Consider the following 18,324-nt stretch of genomic DNA (forward strand, 5'->3'; position numbering starts at 1 on the left):
CAAACGACGGACAACAGACGACGGACAACAGACGACGGACGACGGACGACGGACGACGGACGGCGGACACTAGATGTACTATTAAATTAAATCATATCCTCTCAAATACCTGACCATGCTGACTTCAGAAACAACCACAGCCACGATGACACCAAGGAACTGGAAACCCATCATCCAAGAATTTGAACGGGCGATCGGTAAAGATGGGGTGATCCAGCGGAAAGAAGAATTGCTGACTTATGAATGTGATGGGTTAACCAGCTATCGGCAACGTCCAGCCCTGGTAGTCCTACCCCGGACTACGGAACAAGTCGCCGCAGCAGTGAAAATCTGCGATCGCTACGAAATCCCCTGGGTAGCGCGAGGGGCAGGAACAGGACTATCTGGAGGCGCCTTACCCGTAGAAAACTGCGTCCTTATTGTCACCGCCCTCATGCGGAAAATCCTTTCCGTTGACCTAGAAAACCAGCGGGTGGTGGTACAACCGGGAGTAATTAACAACTGGGTCACACAAGCAGTCAGCGGTGCCGGATTTTATTTTGCTCCCGACCCGTCCAGTCAAATTATTTGCTCCATTGGCGGCAACATTGCCGAAAATTCTGGTGGAGTTCACTGTTTAAAATACGGCGTCACCACCAATCATGTTTTAGGGTTAAAATTAGTCCTCCCCGATGGTTCAATTGTCGATGTGGGCGGCGAAATTCCCGAAATGCCCGGATACGATCTAACGGGTTTATTTGTCGGTTCCGAAGGCACCCTCGGTATTGCCACAGAAATCACTTTACGCATCCTAAAAACCCAAGAATCAATCTGTGTTTTATTAGCGGATTTTACCAGTATGGAAGCGGCGGGGGCGACGGTTTCTGATATTATTAGTGCGGGCATTATTCCTGGTGGTATGGAAATCATGGATAACCTGAGCATTAATGCCGTAGAAGACGTAGTAGCCACTGGCTGTTATCCCCGTGATGCGGTCAGTATTTTATTAGTAGAAGTGGACGGTTTGCAAGTAGAAGTAGATGCAAATAAAAAGCTGATTACGGAAATTTGTCAAAAAAATGGGGCGCGTAATGTCACCACTGCCAGCGACCCGGAACAACGCTTAAAACTATGGAAAGGAAGGAAAGCGGCTTTTGCGGCGGCGGGGCATATCAGTCCAGATTATTATGTGCAAGATGGGGTAATTCCTCGGACGCAACTGTCTTATGTCCTCAAAGAAATTGAAGCTCTCAGCGAAAAATCCGGTTATAAAATTGCCAATGTGTTTCATGCCGGTGATGGCAACTTGCATCCGTTAATTCTTTACGATAATTCCGTGCCGGGTGCTTTGGCAGAAGTGGAAGAAGTGGGGGGCGAAATTCTGAAAATTTGCGTCAAAGTTGGCGGCAGTCTGTCTGGTGAACATGGCATTGGGGCTGATAAAAAATGCTATATGCCGAATATGTTTACGGAGACGGATTTAGAAACGATGCAATGGGTGCGAGAAGTTTTTAATCCCAAAGGTTTGGCTAATCCAGGGAAAATGTTCCCCACTCCGCGCACTTGTGGGGAGTCTGCTAATGCTCAAGCCCAGAAAAAGTTTGAAGGAGTTGATTTATTTTAAGACAGCAGTTTACTCTGCTATACATCTCGATCCCCCAACCCCTCCTTCAAAGGCGAAGGGGGGGTTGGGGGACTTTATTTGCGTCCCTATTGGCTGGCCCCCGTTCCCCGTTCCCCGATCCTTCCCTACACTTGACGAGAGGATTTCCCGATCTGACGGGGAGCAGGTGTAGATTATTCTAAAGATTAGATGGTAAAGGTTAGATGCTAAAGATTAGATGCTAAAGATTAGGCAGCAGATCGCGCTGTTTTTTCACCGATTACGTTTATATGTTCCTCTCTCACACATAAATCAAAAATATTGTTATGTTTCGTCGATGTTTAATTCTGTTATTAACCCTATCTTTGGGGGCAACCCCCCAAATAGTGACGGCTCAATCCGTTGAAAATTACAGGGAAGTTTTATCCCTGGAAAGTTTGCTTGAAGCGGGTAAGTTGGCTCAAGAAGCAGGTAATTATGAGCAGGCAGAGTCTTTGTGGCGTAAAGCAATTTTCCTGGATCAAGATAATGCGATCGCTTATTATAATTTGGGCAATAGTCTTTATGCCCAAAATAAATTAGATGAGGCGATCGCGGCTTATCGAGAAACGATTAAATTAGACCCTAATTATGCCCCAGGTTATTATAATTTGGCCAATGCACTGCATAATTTGGGTGAGTTCGATGAGGCGATCGCCAATTATCGTCAAGCGATTTCCCAAGATGCAAATTATGCTCAAGCCTATAATAATTTAGGCAATGCCCTGAGAAAAAATGGTGAATTAGATCAGGCGATCGCAACTTATCGCCAAGCCATTGAACGCCTGCCCAATTATGCTGCTGCTTACTATAATCTGGGCAATGCTCTTTACAATCAAACCAAAATTGAAGAGGCGATCGCTGCTTACCAGAAAGCTTTAGAATTTGAACCGAATAATGCCCCAGCTTATTTTAATTTGGGGAATGCCCTTTATAATCTCAATCGGATGAGAGAAGCAATTGTGGCTTACCAGGAAGGATTGAAACTAGACCCCAATCATACCTCTGCTTATTATAATTTGGGCAATGCTTTACGACACCAGGGGAACTTTGCGGAAGCGATCACCGCTTATCGGCAAATGTTGGCGATGAATCCTGATTTACCTCAAGCTTATGTGGGGTTGGGGATTACTTTCAAACATCAGGGGCAATTGAATGAGGCGATCGCCGCTTATCAACGGGCAATTGAGTTAGATCCCCAGGAAGGTTTAGCCTATTATCATTTAGGAATTGCTTACAATGAACAGGGAAAAATTACCGAGGCGATCGCAGCTTATCGTCAAGCCATCCAAATCAATCCCAATAATGCCGGTGCTTATGGAAATCTCGGTTTGCTGCTGCGAAAACAGGGCAATCTTGCGGAAGCAGAAGCGGCATTTCGAGAGCTAATTTTGCTCAGACCCAACTTACCTCAAGCTTACAATGATTTGGGAGAAACCCTGAAATTGCAAGGTAAATTATCGGCAGCGAGGGCACAGTTTGAGCAAGCTTTAGAAATCGATCCGAACTTTCAATCAGCCCAAAGAAACCTTCGTACTCTTCAGTAGTCTTCAGTAATCGTCAGTATTCATGGAAGTAGTAGGGTGGGCAAAATTTTGCTATAAAATAAAGTATCTATTCTATATTCAGTAGAAAAGTAGGGGCAATTCCTAAAGGCGGTGGTTGCCCCAAACATCCCCGGTTGCCCCAAACATCCGTCCGTGGTTGCCCCAAACATCCCCTGCCCCCAATATCCCCCAATATAGAATCAATAGGTAACTCCTGAACAAGTTAAAATTAAGTTAAAATTAAGTTAAAATTAAGTTAAAATTTTCATCATGCGACAACTCTACCGATTTTTGCTAACTTTATCCCTCACCTTGACCCCTTCTGTGGTCGGTGCTCAATCTCTCGATCAACTGTGGCAAATGGGTTTGGAAGCTGCTAATGCCCAAAATTACGCTCAAGCGGAATTGATTTGGCGTCAAATTGGTCAAAGTCGTCCCACGGATCCAGGGGTTTATAATAATTTAGGTTTGGCGTTAATGAATCAAGGGAAATTGGATCAGGCGATCGCCTCATTTACTCAAGCCATTCAGCGCGATCGCACCCTAGTAGCCGCCTATAATAACTTAGGTTTAGCACTGGCTCAACAGGGAAAATTGAATGATGCTGGGGCTATTTATATGGAAGGAATTAAGCTAAATCCTAACTTAGCAGCCCCTTATACAAATGTGGGTGATGTCCTCAGAAAACTCGACAGAGTTGAAGAAGCAATTTCTGCCTATCAACTGGCACTAAATTTACCAGATATGATGGGAATCCCGGCTAGTTCTCATACTTTAGCCCATTATGGTTTGGGTTTATTGTACCAAAAACAAGGGCAATTATCTCAGGCCATCGCGGAATTTCAGCAAGCCTTGAAAATTAATCCTAATTATCAACCCGCCCAACAAAGTTTGCGTCAGATTCAACCGTAAAATTTTTAGTCACTTTCATTAGTCAAGTTCAAAAGTCACCTTGAAGCATCAAGTTAAAATTTTTTCATTTTTTCGTCAAAGCAAATTTTTCTGCATTTGTTAATGTTCTCCAATGGCTATTATTAGGACAAAATAAATGCTGGTTTTAACCTTTTGGTTAATCATCCAAAGTTTATAACTTTTTAGAACTATTAATTTGGGCGATATCTGAAATTAAAACTAGAATTAAATCCGGATTAATTGTCCTAAAAAAAGAGGTGAAAAAGAAAAAAATTAAGATGTTTTTGTGGCAATTGCAGGTGATGTTAAGGGCGGTATGGGAAGTGGTAGTTCAAGGGGTGTGGCTACTGGTTCAGGTTATTTCTTTAATTCTCTGGGCGGTGGAACTATTTCTAAAATCTCGTTCTGGCCCCAAAAAATAAACCGGGTTTCTTCTGTGAATATCAACAGTTATCTGTGGGATGAAAAAAAACCCGGTTTCTAGGTTCATTCACAGGCGATCGCTAATGGTAAAATTTTGGGGATATAATTGGGGATATAATATTGACATTAATATTTGGATATGGCAAGTTTAGCCGGGAGGCAAGCATGGGAACGCATCATACAAGCTGTGATTATAGGTAGTCAGCCAAAAGCCAGTGACTTTATCATTTGGGCTGAAGCGCAAAAAGGCTGGCAGCCAACTCAAACCCCGAACGGGCCGTTAAAATATGTTGATAAAAATGGAATCACCAGATTAACTTTAAAACAAGGAAGTCAGCGAACACCTGGAAGCCATCATCCCCATGTTGAACTAAGAAATGCTAAAAATCAGCGCATCGATCCACAAGCAAATCTTGTTTCCAGACTATAGCTAATCATACTCCGATTAATTGGGATATTTAACCATGCAACACTTAAATTATTGGCAGTTTCCGGGATTTGAAAATATTTATTTATAAGATAGCTATGTTCTCGGTTGTAAGGCGAAAAAAGCCTCGGTAGAAATCTTTATTGAAGCGGTGATTACGGAAAATCATCCGTTATATAGTCAACCATTACCAGGGGAAGTCTATTGTTATCGACGGATGAAAATCCAATTTCCCCGATCGCAACGCTATCATTTAATTCCTAATCCGATGAATCCTATTCCCAATGCAGATGGTAGCATTGATTGGGGCAATATCGATGAATTTTTTCTCGCTGATGATGGCACATATCACCTGATCGGAGAATGGGGAGAAATTGCGATCGCTTCCGAAGACCCTAAGCTGATTTTGGATGCAATATTAGTCAAGAATGGGGACGATTTAATTCAAATTGATAAAGATAAAATTCGTGCCTTAGAATGGAAAGCAGAAGGGGCGATCGCTTTAGTTTATGAGGACGATTTGGGTAATCCTAGATCCGCGCAGATCGATCGCCACCAAAATGCCGAAGCATTTGCCGCCGCTTTAGGATACTTGGGCGAACTTCAAGGAGGATTTGTCACTGATTTTACTGGGGTTACAGAACTAACCTTTTCTAAATAATTCAATAACCTATCCTAAGAAAAGAAACCGGGTTTCTGCTGTGAATATGTAGGGGCGTCCTTGCGGAGCCCATGCCGTCAGGCTATATGGCCATTCGCCCCTACTGTGGCATGAGAAAAAGAAACCCGATTTCTAGGTTTTGTTACGCAAAACCGATCGCCTCTATCGCCGCTTCCAGAGCGATCGCGACGTGAGTCCAATGAGTACCCCCTTGGCAAAACACCACATAAGGTTCACGCAAGGGTCCATCCGCCGAAAACTCCGACGTACTGCCATCAATAAACGTCCCTCCAGCCATCACCAACTCACTCTCATATCCGGGCATGGGGGCGGGAATTGGATCTAAATATGACCCAATCGGCGAATACTTTTGAATCGCCCGACAAAAAGCAATTAACTTATCTGGAGAACCTAATTTAATCGCCTGAATCACATCACGCCGAGGGGCAAAAGGATCGGGTTTTACCGGATAGCCTAACTGGTCAAACACATAAGCAGTTAAATGAGTACCTTTCATAGCTTCTCCCACCATTTGGGGGGCTAAAAATAAGCCTTGAAACAATAGCCGATTTTGATCCAAAGTTGCGCCCCCACTACTGCCAATTCCCGGCGCCGTCAACCGACAAGCCGCAGCTTCGACTAACTCAGCCCGTCCTGCCACATAGCCCCCAGCAGTAACAATTGTCCCACCGGGATTTTTAATCAAAGAACCGGCAATTAAATCCGCACCCACTGCGGGCGGTTCCCGGTCTTCAATAAATTCCCCATAGCAGTTATCCACAAAACAAATAGTCTGGGAATTTTGGGCTTTGACAATTTGGACAATTTTTTCAATATCTGCGATCGACAAAGAACTGCGCCAAGAATAACCGCAAGACCGTTGAATCAACACCAAACGAGTATTTGACCGGACGGCGGTTTTCAACCCTTCCCAGTCAATTTCTCCCGTATCCGTTAACTCCAGTTGTCGATATTGAATCCCAAATTCCATCAGGGAACCTTGGCCTTGTTCCCGCAAACCAATCACTTCCTCTAAAGTATCGTAGGGCGCACCAGCTACCGCCAGCATTTCATCCCCAGGACGCAACACCCCAAACAAAGCAGAGGCGATCGCATGAGTACCGGACACAAACTGGATCCGGACTGCTGCCGCTTCCGCCCCCATCACCTCAGCAAACACTTGGTCTAACGTATCGCGGCCCAAATCATCATGGCCATAGCCGGAAACACTAGCAAAATGATGGACTCCCACACGATAACGCCGCAAGGCATCCAGCACTCGTTTAAGATTTTGCTTGACCTGAGCATCAATTCTAGAGAAAATAGGTAAGAGCTCTTTCTCTGCTTCTCGCAGCTTTTCGGAGCTATTCATTTCAGTTGATAATTCTTCCTTGGAAACGATCAAAAAGGATTTTACACGAGATAGTGACAGTCCGAAGTGAAATCTCTAGGTCTTCCCTGGTTGATTCTCTTCTAGTTATTCGTGGAAAGGTTAATTTAATGACAATTGCTCCTGCAACAAACGCAGAAAAACAGACTGCCCCTGAACCATTAGACTACAACTGGCCGATCATCATTTTTATGCTGATCGTTCATGCCGGTGTCCTATTGGCTTTGATTCCCGGCACTTTTAGCTGGGCTGGAGTTGGGGTAGCTTTATTTCTGCACTGGGTAACAGGCGGTTTGGGGATTACCCTGGGATTTCATCGCCTAGTTACTCACCGCAGTTTTGAATCTCCCAAGTGGTTGGAGTATTTTCTGGTTTTGTGCGGCACCCTCACCTGTCAAGGGGGGCCAATTGATTGGGTAGGACTGCACCGCATCCACCATTTATATTCAGACCAAGCCAACGATCCCCATGATGCCAACAAAGGATTTTGGTGGAGTCATATCGGTTGGCTCATGTATGAAAATCCCAGTTCAAAAGATATCCCTCGGTTCACCAAAGATATTGCCGATGACCGTTTTTATCAATTTTGCCAATCCTATATGTTACCGATTCAAATTGTCTTAGGTGTGCTGCTCTACTTTGTAGGCGAAGCTGTTTCACCAGGACTCGGATGGTCTTTTGTGATTTGGGGCGTTTTCGTGCGTTTGGTGTTAGTTTACCACTGCACCTGGTTTGTCAATAGCGCCACCCATAAATTTGGTTATCAAACTTATGATGCTGGGGATTTGTCCACCAATTGCTGGTGGGTAGCTTTGACCACTTATGGCGAAGGCTGGCATAACAATCACCATGCTTTTCAATATTCTGCCCGTCATGGCATGGCGTGGTGGGAAATTGACATCACCTGGATGACCATTCAGTTGCTGAGTTTAGTAGGTCTAGCCAAAAATATCAAACTGCCTAAAACAGAATCCTAATCATTAAGATGATTTAGTTTACTGTTGACGGTTCACAGTAAACTGTTAACAGTGAAACCTTAACAGTTTACTGTGAACCGTCAACAGTAAACTGTTAAGGTTTCACTGACAAAAAATTACCAAAACATAATACCCAATTCATCAAACATTCCCCCATCCTCCCTATACTCCCCATCCTCCTTATTTCGCTTCACCAATTAAAGTAAACGCCGCCCAATAGAAGGCGGGGGTTTAAACGTTGGCGGCCTCATAGCTAAAGTCGGTTGAAACCGACTGAAAATTCGATTTTTCATGCTTCATAACAGTCGGTTTTAACCGACTTGCGCTATTCGCCAGGGATTTTAATCCCTGGCGGTCTTTCTCTTCTTTCCCTGGGATTTTTCCCGAAGCCATCCCGACGGCCAAAGCAGATGTTGCAGAAAGGTTTCCTGTAGGCGTTGGGCTGGCTCGTTCAAAATATTTGGCTACTCAAATATTTTGAACCTTGGCCGATCGCTCTACTTGGCGAAAAGGTATCCTACTCTCCGTAAGCTACCCAATTAGTCCAGACCGAATACAGAACCGTATCATACCAGGTTTTGTATTCCACTACAAACCCGCTTTCCGTTATATTCTTAGCCGTCACTTGCACGCGATTATTCTTAGTTCCATCCACATCTAGCCCACTCAGTCCAATCACAACTTTGGGCGGCTGCGCGAATTTCGACTCAAAGGTCACAGCCCGCGTGAAAATTCGCTCTCCCACAGGCCCTTGATTGAGCTTCCAAGTATTATCTTGATAGGAGCCGTTGTAGGTGTTGCCGGATTGCAGCTTCATAGTTTAATACCTCTTGGTTTGTGAAAATCATACATATGCCCCAATCATCACCAAAAACTGGTTATAACGATACATTTGGGGCGGCAGAAAGCGATGATGTTTTGCGGTCTATTCTCCGAATGCCATCCAGTTAGTCCAGACCGAGTAAAGAATCGTATCATACCAGGTTTTGTATTCCAGATCGAAGCCGGATTCGGTGATGTTTTTAGCCGTCACTTGCACGCGAGTATTTTTGCTTTCATTCACATCCAGTCCGCTCAGATCCAGGAAAATCTTGGGAGGTTTTGTGAATTTGGACTCAAATTGTACGGGTCGGTTGAAAACCCGCTCTCCCACTGGCTCTTCGTGCAGCTTCCAAGTGCTATCTTGATAGGCGCCGTTGTAGGTGGTGCCGGATTGAATTTTTAGAGCGGAGGCGCTCACCCCCGACCAGTTGACTGTGATGGAACCGCTGTTATCCGAGTAGCCCCCCCACATATCATTGAGGACAAAAACTAAAGTTTCACCCGGTTTGACAGGAATGGTTGTGGCTTGCGACACTTCCCCCACCACAGCACCCGTTGCTTTATTGATTGCCAGCAGGGCAAAGGGGGTATGGTTAGCATATCTCATGTACTGTCCCAGCCCGCCCGGGACAACATCCAGAATCCCTTGCTGAATTTCCGGAGGATAACCTTTGACACCGGCAGCCGTACATCCTGACAGACTGGGATTGTTGACGTTTGGCGTCCAATTGCCGCTCGGAGTAAATGTGTAAGCGACTTCTGTGGTTTGGGTGTTGGTAAATTCGATGCCAGCTTCCGACGTACCGGGAACTTGAATTTGGCCATCTAATGCTGTCATAGGCTTTGGTTTTCCTTCAGTTGTTAGTTATCTGCTATGTCTGTTTGCCCTGGGATTTTTCCCGAAGCTCTCCCGACAACACAAACAGGAGTTGGAGACCAGTTTCCTGTCGGCTTTTGGCTGGTTCGGTCATACTTTTGGCTATCCCCAACGCACCGGGTCTGTCATTGGCAACACCTAAATCCCTGCCCATTCTGCCTGCACCCAATTCCAGACTTTAAGTTGAGAATTTGCGATGTTTACTACCCTGAAATATTTTGGCTCTTACTCAAGATAACTTAGTCCAGAGGCACACAAGAAATTTTATAGACCAGATCTTGCCTGTCCCTATAACTCTTCTGTCTCTTGGCGTATTCCACGGTGCGGGGATTACTACCATTTATATGAATGTCCTGCTGAGATGCTGTATTCGGGCCGCAGGGTTTGTCACCGATGGCAAATATAGCGCTATCTCAACAGGTTGTCAATAAAAAAATCCCTCAAAAATTGAATAAAATGCCGTTGATGCGGATTGATTTACGTCCGGCGTTGTGTGGCAGAGATGTCCGGCGAGCCCCTACTGGTATTGATAAAATCAGGACGGGCTATTGCCCGACGAATTGACAAAAGTTAAAAATTGGGCGTTGCACACTGGTGGTATGCTATAGAGACAGGGTTGGCAATGGCTCTCCAGAGTAAGTCAATGGAATAGGTACATTTTTATGCCTTAAATAATAAATCACTAATCTGACTGATAGTTGCAACATTAAGAGAGATTTAGAATAACAAAGGGTTTTTCTATGTAACCGATCGCTTGTAATGTCTTAGTCTTGTATTTTCTCCTTCCACACGATTCATGTATGTTTTACTAATAATATGAGCGGTCTCGTCAATAAATTGGGGATAAACAACATAACCATATTATGTCACATCAAAAAATGATTGCCATCCTTTAATAATTTTCCACAATGGTTTAAATGTTGCCGCCGAACGATCGCCTATTACATAAGCTAAAATTACGGCCAACCCTTTGTTTACCGCATTCCTCAGCCATATTTGATTTTTTTTACCTATATAAGTCTGTAATTCATCTATTTGAGTCACTTCGGAAATTTCCTGATAATCGGGTTGTTCTGGCAAGCTTAATGCGGCGGCTTTTATCCAATTAATAACTGTGTTATGACAAACACCTGTTAATCGTTCTATGGGACGAAGACCATTTCCCTCAGCATAAAGATGAAGGCAATGTTCCTTGACATGATCTGGATAGCCTTTCGGAGAATAGCTATCAATAAATTGACGCCCACAATCCTTACAATTTACAATAATGATTTTGTTTTCCTCTTTTATGGCCGTTTTTCTTAATGTTTGTAGATTGGCATACAGGACAAATCATCGCCATTTTTTGTTTTAATGTTAATCCTTAGCATACTACGAATGTGCAACGCCAAAAATTGAGCAGATATCTGGGGGAAGTCTGGTAATATTGTGGAAATCCAAGAAAGGTTGATTGAGCGCGAGGTGAGATGGAAAATCAAATCGCAGGCAAAGCAAATGCCACCACCGAAATCGAAACCCTTAACAGTAAAGGCAAACACATTGTATTGACAACATTTGGCTCCCTGGGTGACTTGTTACCCTACATGACGATCGCGCAGGAATTGCAGGCGCGGGGTCATCGAGCGACGATCGCCACCTGCTCCTGCCACCGCCGCTACATTGAAGCCAGGGGGGTTGAATTCCATCCCGTCAGACCGGAGAGTGTCGCCAAACTCCAACAGGACTGGGAGTTTTTCACAATGCTTTCCGACAGCCAGAGGGGTATGGAATACCTGATTAGCTACCTGTTGATGCCGCACCTGCACGCTAGCTACAGCGACCTGATGGCCGCCTGTGAAGGCGCAGACCTGCTGCTGACGCACCCGCTCACCTTTGTGGCAGCCCTCGTCGCCGAGAAAACCGGCATTCCTTGGGTGTCGAGCGTCCTCTCACCGGCTTCGTTGGTGTCCGCCTACGATTTGCCTTCCGCTGCCGCTGCCGCCTCCTTTTACGAACGGGCGATCGCCGCCGTGGCAAAAGATACCGCCTTGCGCAACTTCCGCTGGCAGGCACGCTTGTGGAGCGCTCCCGTGCGGCAACTGCGGGCCAAACTCGGCATGAAGCCCAGTGGTGACCCGCTGTTTGAAAGCCAGCACTCCCCCAACTTGCTCCTAGCTTTGTTTTCCCGCACCCTGGCGGCTCCTCAACCTGATTGGCCGCCCCAGACGCTGGTCACGGGCTTTCCCTTCCCAGAGCTAAACACCGGCACCTCCCTTACAGATGAGCGGCTCCCTCCCGAACTGGAGAACTTTTTGAATTCCGGACCGCCCCCAATTGTGTTCACCCTCGGCTCGACAGTGGTGTGGACGCCGGGGAACTTTTATGCAGAAGGAGCTACAGCCGCCCAACAGCTTGGCTACCGCGCCGTCTTGCTTATGGGAGAGGGAGCGCGCCACATCCCGCCCAACCTGCTGCCAGAGGGGGTAGCCGCCTTTGAGTACGCCCCCCACGGCCAAATCTTTCCCCGCGCTGCCGCCATAGTGCATCACGGCGGCGTAGGAACCACTGGGCAAGCCCTGCGATCGGGTCGCCCCATGCTCGTCGTCCCCCACAACTACGACCAGCCCGACAATGCCGAGCGCGTTGTGCGTTTGGGTGTAGGGCGCACGCTCTCACGCGATCGCTACAGTGCGGCAACTGTGGCAGCCGAAATCCATCGGCTCTTGTCTGACCCCAGCTATGCAGCGCGTGCGGCGCAATTAAGTCACGAAGCCAGGGCAGAAGATGGCGTCAAAGTTGCCTGCGATGCTCTCCTTTCTCTGACCAGGTGACAGCCAGATTATAGAAGCCACTGGGGTTCCGCATCCCCCCAGTCCCCCAATGAATCGGGGGGTCAGTTTAGTTCCCAAAGTCATGGTGTTTGACGGGGAAGCCGATTATGTCACACTGCCAGCGATAAGTGTCAAGCGGGTGGTCTAACTGCGGATGTCAAGCATAATTATGTTCAGAAATATGTGAGTAAGGATAAGCTTAAAAAGGGGGGGCTTGAAATTGCTCCCCCCCTTAAAAAGAAAGACATGGCATCGAGAAAATTAAAACCATTGGCGATGCTTATATGGTGGTTGGGGGGCTGCCGGTACATCGCTCGGATCATCCGGAGGATATCGCGCTCATGGCTTTAGATATGCAGCAAGAAATTAACCAATTTAGCGCCGGGCGAACCCTTTAGCATTAGAATTGGCATCAATAGTTGGCCTGTGGTTGCCGGAGTCATTGGCTTAAAAAAGTTTACTTACGATTTATGGGGAGATACCGTAAATATTGCCAGTCGTATGGAATCTCATGGCATCCCAGGATCGATTCAAGTCACCCAGGAAACTTATGATATTTTAAAAGATAAATTATTATTTAAAAAGCGGGGTATAATTCATGTGAAAGGCAAAGGATAAATGACCACCTATCTACTGATTAAACCCCTTTATCCCAGTAATTTTTTCCTAACTGGCGCTTAATTTTTTCCGAGCGTAATTCAGTAATTAAGCATGAGGGCGATCTCGCCTCACTCAGTCGGAAAATAATCAGCATAAAATTTATTTACCACAGAACTCTGTCGGACACAAAGAAAGATTTTACTCTTTGTCCTTTGTGGTTAAATATCGAAACTAATGGATTCCTAAACTAGGGAGCGGACATGGGCGATCGCTCCTTATTTTTTTGGTAGGTATGAACCGGGAAACTATGAGAAAAGTTACCGAGAAAATTTACCACAGAGACACAGAGGACACAAAGGGAGATTTCCTTTGTGTCTTCTCTGTTGTTAAATATGGAAATGAATGGATGCTTAAGCTGGGGAATATTGTTGACCCAGTTCTCGCAGTAATTTAGTCAGACTATCCTGCTCTGATTCATTGCTTAACATTTTGACTAAATCTGCCATCTTGAATAAGTCCTGCTTAAATTGCTCATCAGATAGCTGTGACACTAATTTTTCTGGGAAAAAACGGACTAAATCAGGATTATTAGACCATAGTTCCAGGAGATTCTTTAATTGGGGAAATTTCTGAATTGACTGATTGTTAGTTAAAACAACTAGAGCATCTTTTAGCTTAGACAATTGACCTTTGTTGATTTGATCGGAAACCAAATCGCCTAACTTCGGTTGAGCATCGGTAATCTTGACTAATTTTTGGAGCTTCCGTAAATTACTTTTGTACTTATCGTCATATCAAATGTCAATTACCTGGCTCAAATGAGATAATTATTCTTGTTTTTTTTGTCAGCAAACAGAACACCTAATTGTTTTTATGTCTTGACAAATGTGGCTAAATACTGGTAATTAATATTAATAGATTTATTGTTCCAGATAATTCTGTCATCAGTAAATGCAATTCCTCCTGTAAACCCAAAACTACTGGTATCTATCAGAGCAATAAATTTTTCGTTATCGTTGTTGATAGATAGCCATTTTTATAAAGCCTTTGAGAGCTTATGCAAGGGAATATTAGGAGCAGAGAAAGTATTAGTAAAGCTGTATCTAGGCTATTCTTACTGCTGACTGGCAAACAGACCATAGAAACCGGGCTTTTAGCAAGTCTTACCGGATGAAAGCCTATATTTTGCGTTGATTTACTCGATTTTTCAGTTAGTTCCCGGATCCAAATGACTAAACCCATCCATAGCTATGTTCTCATAAAAAGTGACATAAATGCTATTAATCTATTAAGTTAGCAAATTCTATGGATAAATTCTACAATAGGATTTAGGCAACGACTCTATATCTGGGGTATTGGTGCGTTACTGCTGGGAACAACACCCTACAGATAGCTCAACCAGCCTTTGAAATCCCCGCGATCCGGCGGGGATTAAAATCCCCGTAGGGGTCAACGGCCGTTGACCCCTACAGGCGGTTAAAACCGACTAGGAAGCTGATATTAAAAGCATTTTAGTCGGTTTCAACCGACTTGATGTGTTAGGAATTGATTTTAATCCCCGCCGGTTGTGGCGACTGGTGCAATATTTCAGATATTTCCGATATTTAAATTTACTAGGTATTCTACCATTTATTTGTGATTGTTGAGTAGAAAAAAATCAACTATTTTTATATGATATCACCGTAAATAAATCAGTCTATGGTTATATAGCACTTGTCAGAGTTATGAAGTACAAAAAACCTGTCATTCCCGCGTTAGCGAAGCATGCGCGTCAGCGCTATATGCGGGAATGACATAGAATACAGCAGATAAATGCTATAATTAACTATAATTAAAGTGAAGTTATTATGAGAAGTTAATTATGATCGCTATTCCCCAACAACCGGCAAAAATGACCGTCGAGGAATATTTCCAGTGGGAAACCCAACAATACCAGCGCTATGAATATGTTAATGGCGAAGTCTTTGCGATGACTGGAGGGACAATTCCTCATAATGATATTGCCTTAAATTTATATAGTGCGTTGCCCCCTCATATGCGATCGCGGGGTTGTCGGGCAAATGTGTTCGACGTGAAAGTACAAGTCAATGATCAAGGCCGTTATTATTATCCTGATGTGGTGGTTAGTTGTGCGTCCCAAGACCAAAGTGATCGTGAATTTATTCAATACCCTAAACTGATTGCGGAAGTGCTTTCTGAAAGTACCAGCGCCAGAGATCGGGGAGAAAAATTCACCAATTACTTGACAATTACCAGTTTACAAGATTATCTTTTAATTGATTCGGAAAAAGTCTCCGTTGAGGGTTACTCTCGCGGGGAAGGGAGAATGTGGCTTTATTATCATTATCTGCCGGGGGATGTGATGAATTTATCCTGTTGTAAATTAGATTTGCCCATTGAGCTTTTGTATGAAGGTATTGTTTGGGAAAACGAGTAAAATTTTGATATTTTTATTTGTTTTTTTCACCCTAAAAGACGCAAATAACATAAAAATGTAGTTATTTCAATTAAGATTAGTACAATTATGTAGGGGCGCAAGGATTGCGCCCCTACAGCAAATCAACATATATTGTAGGGGCGCAAGGATTGCGCCCCTGGCAATGCTTGCGCTTCTGCCAATGCTTGCGGCCCTAGATAATTGTATTAATTTTAATTTAAACAACTATAAATATCCACAATTAGCTACGGCAATCAGGAAGCGATCGTGCTATTCTGATGATTCACAATGCCTGAATTACTTTTTCTTAGGATACATGGTTACTCGCACGTCCGATCGCGTTTCTGCCCGTCCTTTTCTCAAATGGGCTGGGGGTAAAAGACAGTTGATTCCCCAATATGAGCGCTACATCCCCCAAACTTTTGGCACCTATTATGAGCCTTTTTTGGGTGGAGGAGCGATGTTTTTTCATTTATTACCACATCCAGCGGTTTTAACGGATATTAATGAAGAATTGATTAATACTTATTGTTGTGTACGGGATAATGTAGAGGAGTTAATTTATCTGTTGTCAAATCATCAGGAAAAGCATGAAAAATGCTCCCATGAGTATTATTATAAAATCCGCGAATCTCATCCGAGGGATAATTTGAAACGCGCTGCTCAATTTATTTATCTGAATAAAACTTGCTTTAATGGGTTATATCGGGTGAATTCTCAGGGAAAGTTTAATGTGCCAATGGGTCGCTATAAAAATCCGAAAATCTGCGATCGCGAAGCATTAATAGCCGTATCGGATAGATTGCAGAATGCTACCCTGGAAGTTGCCCCATTTACGGCAGTTTTGGCAAGAGCGATCGCCGATGATTTTGTCTATTTTGACCCACCTTATCATCCCATCAGCACCACCAGTAATTTCACCGCTTATAGTCGTTATGCCTTCAATGAACCAGAACAAATTCAACTGCGAGATACCTTTAAACAATTAGCAGAAACCGGGGTCAAAGTAATGCTATCAAATTCTGACTGTGACTTGATTAGAGAAATTTATGCTGAATTTAAAATTCATAAAATATCCGCATCTAGGGCGATTAATTCTCATGGCAAAAAACGCGGTAAAATCTCAGAAGTTTTAATTACTTCTTATTAATGTTTGTTGTTGCTTAAGGGAACGGGAAACGGGGTGTAGGGTGTAGGGGGAAGAGAGAAAAGAGAATAGAGAAAAGAGAATAGAGAATTTTCCTATGCATCCTATGCATCCTCTTTCCTATGCATCCTCTTTCCTATGCATCCTCTTCCCCTACACCCTACACCCTACACCCTACACCCTATTAAAGATGATTATTCGCCCAAACCATAAATGATGACAGGTCATAGACCGCGAAGAGATTGGGGTTGGAGGGAACTTGTTCTTTTAACCAGGCGATCGCCCCTGGTTTCATCCCGCCCCCATCAATCAAAACTATGGCTGGGGCTGAATAACATTTTTCAATATTTAAATTCACATAAGGCAGCTTTTCATCCACCGATCCGCCACTTTGCTGCCACTTACATTCAATAATCAATCCTTTCGGGTATTTCTCTGCATCAATCAGATAAAAATCCACAAAAATATCCGTGTGATAAATGCCCAATCCGATATAAACCTGCTGGGCATATCGTTTGGGGTTTTCATGGCTATTCAGCAACCAAGTTAATCGCTGTTTTTTGGGCAGATTAGGACAAATGGGGACATAACCATGACCGTCGAGCACGGCAGCGACAGTATTTTCTAATACATTACCCGATTGATTCGCCCTAGCACCTGCGGTCATGGTTATTTCCGGCTAAAGATTTAATAGATTTATTCTAAGTAGGTGAACATAATTAATTGCACTTTTCGTTCCCCGCCAATAGGCTTTGGATTCCCGCCTTCGCGGGAATGACAGCCTTTCTTCTCGTGGGGTCTGTAGTGCATTTATTTCTGCCCACCTACTTAGCTTTTTGCCGTCACGAGAAATTATTTTAATGGCTATTTTAATGGCCACCAGGAAACTTTATCTCTCGTGGCACTATAGACGGCTTTTAACGCTTCTGGATCCATCACTTCGACTAAATCCCCGGATGCATCACTATCTTTGATCGCTTTTAATAGACCAATCTGCTGCATCCCTTTTAACACTTGTTCCACGGTCCGCTGATTCAGTTGACAAGCGCGGGCGATCACATCCACCGGCAGATCAAAAGTATATGTCTGATTGGGGGTGGGTTGGTTGCCCAGTTCTCGTTCTTGGTAAATCAGGCCACGCAGGAGGGCCGCTACTGCTTGCGGGGGGTAGCTACTACAGTTGAGCATATGATACTGAAATTTCGTCCGCAGTTCAAAAAGCAGATGGTAGCGATCGCGGAAAGTCTCGCTTTCCTGATAAATCCGCTGCACAGTCTCCAGGGGAATTTTGATCACTTGAGTGGTTTTGTACGCTTCCACCAGACTGGGAAAAGCCCGGTACGCCATCCCATAACTAAAGGGTAAATTTCTCATGCCAAAGCATCCCCCCGGATAGCTAATGGCAATAATCCGGTCAAGCGGGGTGCTGCGGGTAATCACCAGCCCCTCATCCAGAATCACATACAACACATCCAGATATTCATCGGGCAAGTAAGCCGTGTAAACCGGACGGTTAGAAAATAATTTCTCGATTTTCAGGCTTTCCGGCGGCAGATAGTCTCTCAGCCACGCTTCATCTAAGCCTCGAAATAAAAAGTTGTGCTGGATCATCTGCTCCAACAGATTGGGTTCTTGCTGTTTGGCTCGTTTTGCCATCCCTGCAACCTTGCTGA

General features: G+C 44.4%; 16 protein-coding genes and 2 pseudogenes. 11 read left to right on the forward strand and 7 right to left on the reverse strand.

The window, feature by feature from the left end; all coding sequences use genetic code 11:
• Positions 1-115 precede the first annotated feature (115 nt).
• From glcD to AM228_RS13230, 6 genes are all read left to right on the forward strand, one after another.
• Entirely contained in the window at positions 116-1,603 is a 1,488-nt protein-coding gene (glcD, locus tag AM228_RS13210) for a glycolate oxidase subunit GlcD (protein WP_054466580.1), read from the forward strand.
• Between the two features lie 305 nt (positions 1,604-1,908).
• Positions 1,909-3,168 (forward strand): tetratricopeptide repeat protein, encoded by a 1,260-nt coding sequence (locus AM228_RS13215; RefSeq protein ID WP_054466581.1) that lies wholly within the window; start codon positions 1,909-1,911, stop codon positions 3,166-3,168.
• 270 nt (positions 3,169-3,438) lie between these two features.
• A complete protein-coding gene (locus tag AM228_RS13220) occupies positions 3,439-4,080 on the forward strand; it encodes a tetratricopeptide repeat protein (protein WP_054466582.1) in 642 nt (213 codons plus the stop codon).
• A 286-nt stretch (positions 4,081-4,366) separates the two neighbouring features.
• Positions 4,367-4,564 carry a hypothetical protein gene (locus AM228_RS32530; protein WP_156331743.1) on the forward strand — a complete coding sequence of 66 codons (198 nt, stop codon included), beginning with the start codon at positions 4,367-4,369 and terminating at the stop codon, positions 4,562-4,564.
• A gap of 78 nt (positions 4,565-4,642) precedes the next feature.
• On the forward strand, positions 4,643-4,933 hold the full coding sequence (locus tag AM228_RS13225; protein ID WP_054466583.1) for a hypothetical protein: 291 nt from the start codon (positions 4,643-4,645) through the stop codon (positions 4,931-4,933).
• A gap of 148 nt (positions 4,934-5,081) precedes the next feature.
• Positions 5,082-5,591: a hypothetical protein gene (locus AM228_RS13230; RefSeq protein ID WP_054466584.1), complete on the forward strand. Its 510-nt coding sequence runs from the start codon at positions 5,082-5,084 to the stop codon at positions 5,589-5,591.
• 142 nt (positions 5,592-5,733) lie between these two features.
• On the opposite strand, the gene AM228_RS13235 is transcribed toward AM228_RS13230, so the two are convergent.
• Positions 5,734-6,963 carry a methionine gamma-lyase family protein gene (locus AM228_RS13235; protein WP_054466585.1) on the reverse strand — a complete coding sequence of 410 codons (1,230 nt, stop codon included), beginning with the start codon at positions 6,961-6,963 and terminating at the stop codon, positions 5,734-5,736.
• A 128-nt stretch (positions 6,964-7,091) separates the two neighbouring features.
• On the opposite strand from AM228_RS13235, the gene AM228_RS13240 reads away from it, so the two are divergent.
• Positions 7,092-7,958, forward strand: coding sequence for an acyl-CoA desaturase (locus tag AM228_RS13240; protein WP_054466586.1), 867 nt, complete (start codon positions 7,092-7,094; stop codon positions 7,956-7,958).
• A 517-nt stretch (positions 7,959-8,475) separates the two neighbouring features.
• On the opposite strand, the gene AM228_RS13245 is transcribed toward AM228_RS13240, so the two are convergent.
• The 3 genes and pseudogenes from AM228_RS13245 to AM228_RS13255 all read right to left on the reverse strand — a co-directional run bounded on the left by AM228_RS13245 (position 8,476) and on the right by AM228_RS13255 (position 10,993).
• Positions 8,476-8,775, reverse strand: a complete 300-nt coding sequence (locus AM228_RS13245) for an H-type lectin domain-containing protein (protein WP_054466587.1) — start codon at positions 8,773-8,775, stop codon at positions 8,476-8,478.
• 108 nt (positions 8,776-8,883) lie between these two features.
• Positions 8,884-9,618: an H-type lectin domain-containing protein gene (locus tag AM228_RS13250; RefSeq protein ID WP_054466588.1), complete on the reverse strand. Its 735-nt coding sequence runs from the start codon at positions 9,616-9,618 to the stop codon at positions 8,884-8,886.
• Positions 9,619-10,259: 641 nt separating this feature from the next.
• Positions 10,260-10,993: pseudogene (locus AM228_RS13255) on the reverse strand (IS1 family transposase).
• A gap of 130 nt (positions 10,994-11,123) precedes the next feature.
• Here AM228_RS13255 and AM228_RS13260 point away from each other — a divergent pair.
• Both AM228_RS13260 and AM228_RS29665 read left to right on the forward strand, forming a co-directional pair.
• The gene (locus AM228_RS13260; protein ID WP_054466589.1) at positions 11,124-12,467 is read left to right on the forward strand and encodes a glycosyltransferase; all 1,344 of its coding nucleotides are present in this window, start codon (positions 11,124-11,126) and stop codon (positions 12,465-12,467) included.
• A gap of 239 nt (positions 12,468-12,706) precedes the next feature.
• Positions 12,707-13,085: pseudogene (locus AM228_RS29665) on the forward strand (adenylate/guanylate cyclase domain-containing protein); the annotation flags it as partial.
• Positions 13,086-13,477: 392 nt separating this feature from the next.
• On the opposite strand, the gene AM228_RS13270 reads toward AM228_RS29665, so the two are convergent.
• Entirely contained in the window at positions 13,478-13,750 is a 273-nt protein-coding gene (locus tag AM228_RS13270) for a hypothetical protein (protein ID WP_156331744.1), read from the reverse strand.
• 1,178 nt (positions 13,751-14,928) lie between these two features.
• On the opposite strand from AM228_RS13270, the gene AM228_RS13275 reads away from it, so the two are divergent.
• Positions 14,929-15,504 (forward strand): Uma2 family endonuclease, encoded by a 576-nt coding sequence (locus tag AM228_RS13275; RefSeq protein ID WP_054466592.1) that lies wholly within the window; start codon positions 14,929-14,931, stop codon positions 15,502-15,504.
• 316 nt (positions 15,505-15,820) lie between these two features.
• On the forward strand, positions 15,821-16,654 hold the full coding sequence (locus AM228_RS13280; protein WP_054466593.1) for a DNA adenine methylase: 834 nt from the start codon (positions 15,821-15,823) through the stop codon (positions 16,652-16,654).
• A gap of 181 nt (positions 16,655-16,835) precedes the next feature.
• Here AM228_RS13280 and AM228_RS13285 read toward each other — a convergent pair whose 3' ends face one another.
• Entirely contained in the window at positions 16,836-17,318 is a 483-nt protein-coding gene (locus tag AM228_RS13285) for a PD-(D/E)XK nuclease superfamily protein (protein ID WP_054466594.1), read from the reverse strand.
• A 197-nt stretch (positions 17,319-17,515) separates the two neighbouring features.
• The gene (locus AM228_RS13290; protein ID WP_054466595.1) at positions 17,516-18,307 is read right to left on the reverse strand and encodes a Crp/Fnr family transcriptional regulator; all 792 of its coding nucleotides are present in this window, start codon (positions 18,305-18,307) and stop codon (positions 17,516-17,518) included.
• Positions 18,308-18,324: the final 17 nt, after the last annotated feature.

Origin of the sequence: Planktothricoides sp. SR001 (assembly GCF_001276715.1) — a bacterium.
In the GTDB taxonomy this organism is placed as follows: Bacteria; Cyanobacteriota; Cyanobacteriia; order Cyanobacteriales; family Laspinemataceae; genus Planktothricoides; species Planktothricoides raciborskii.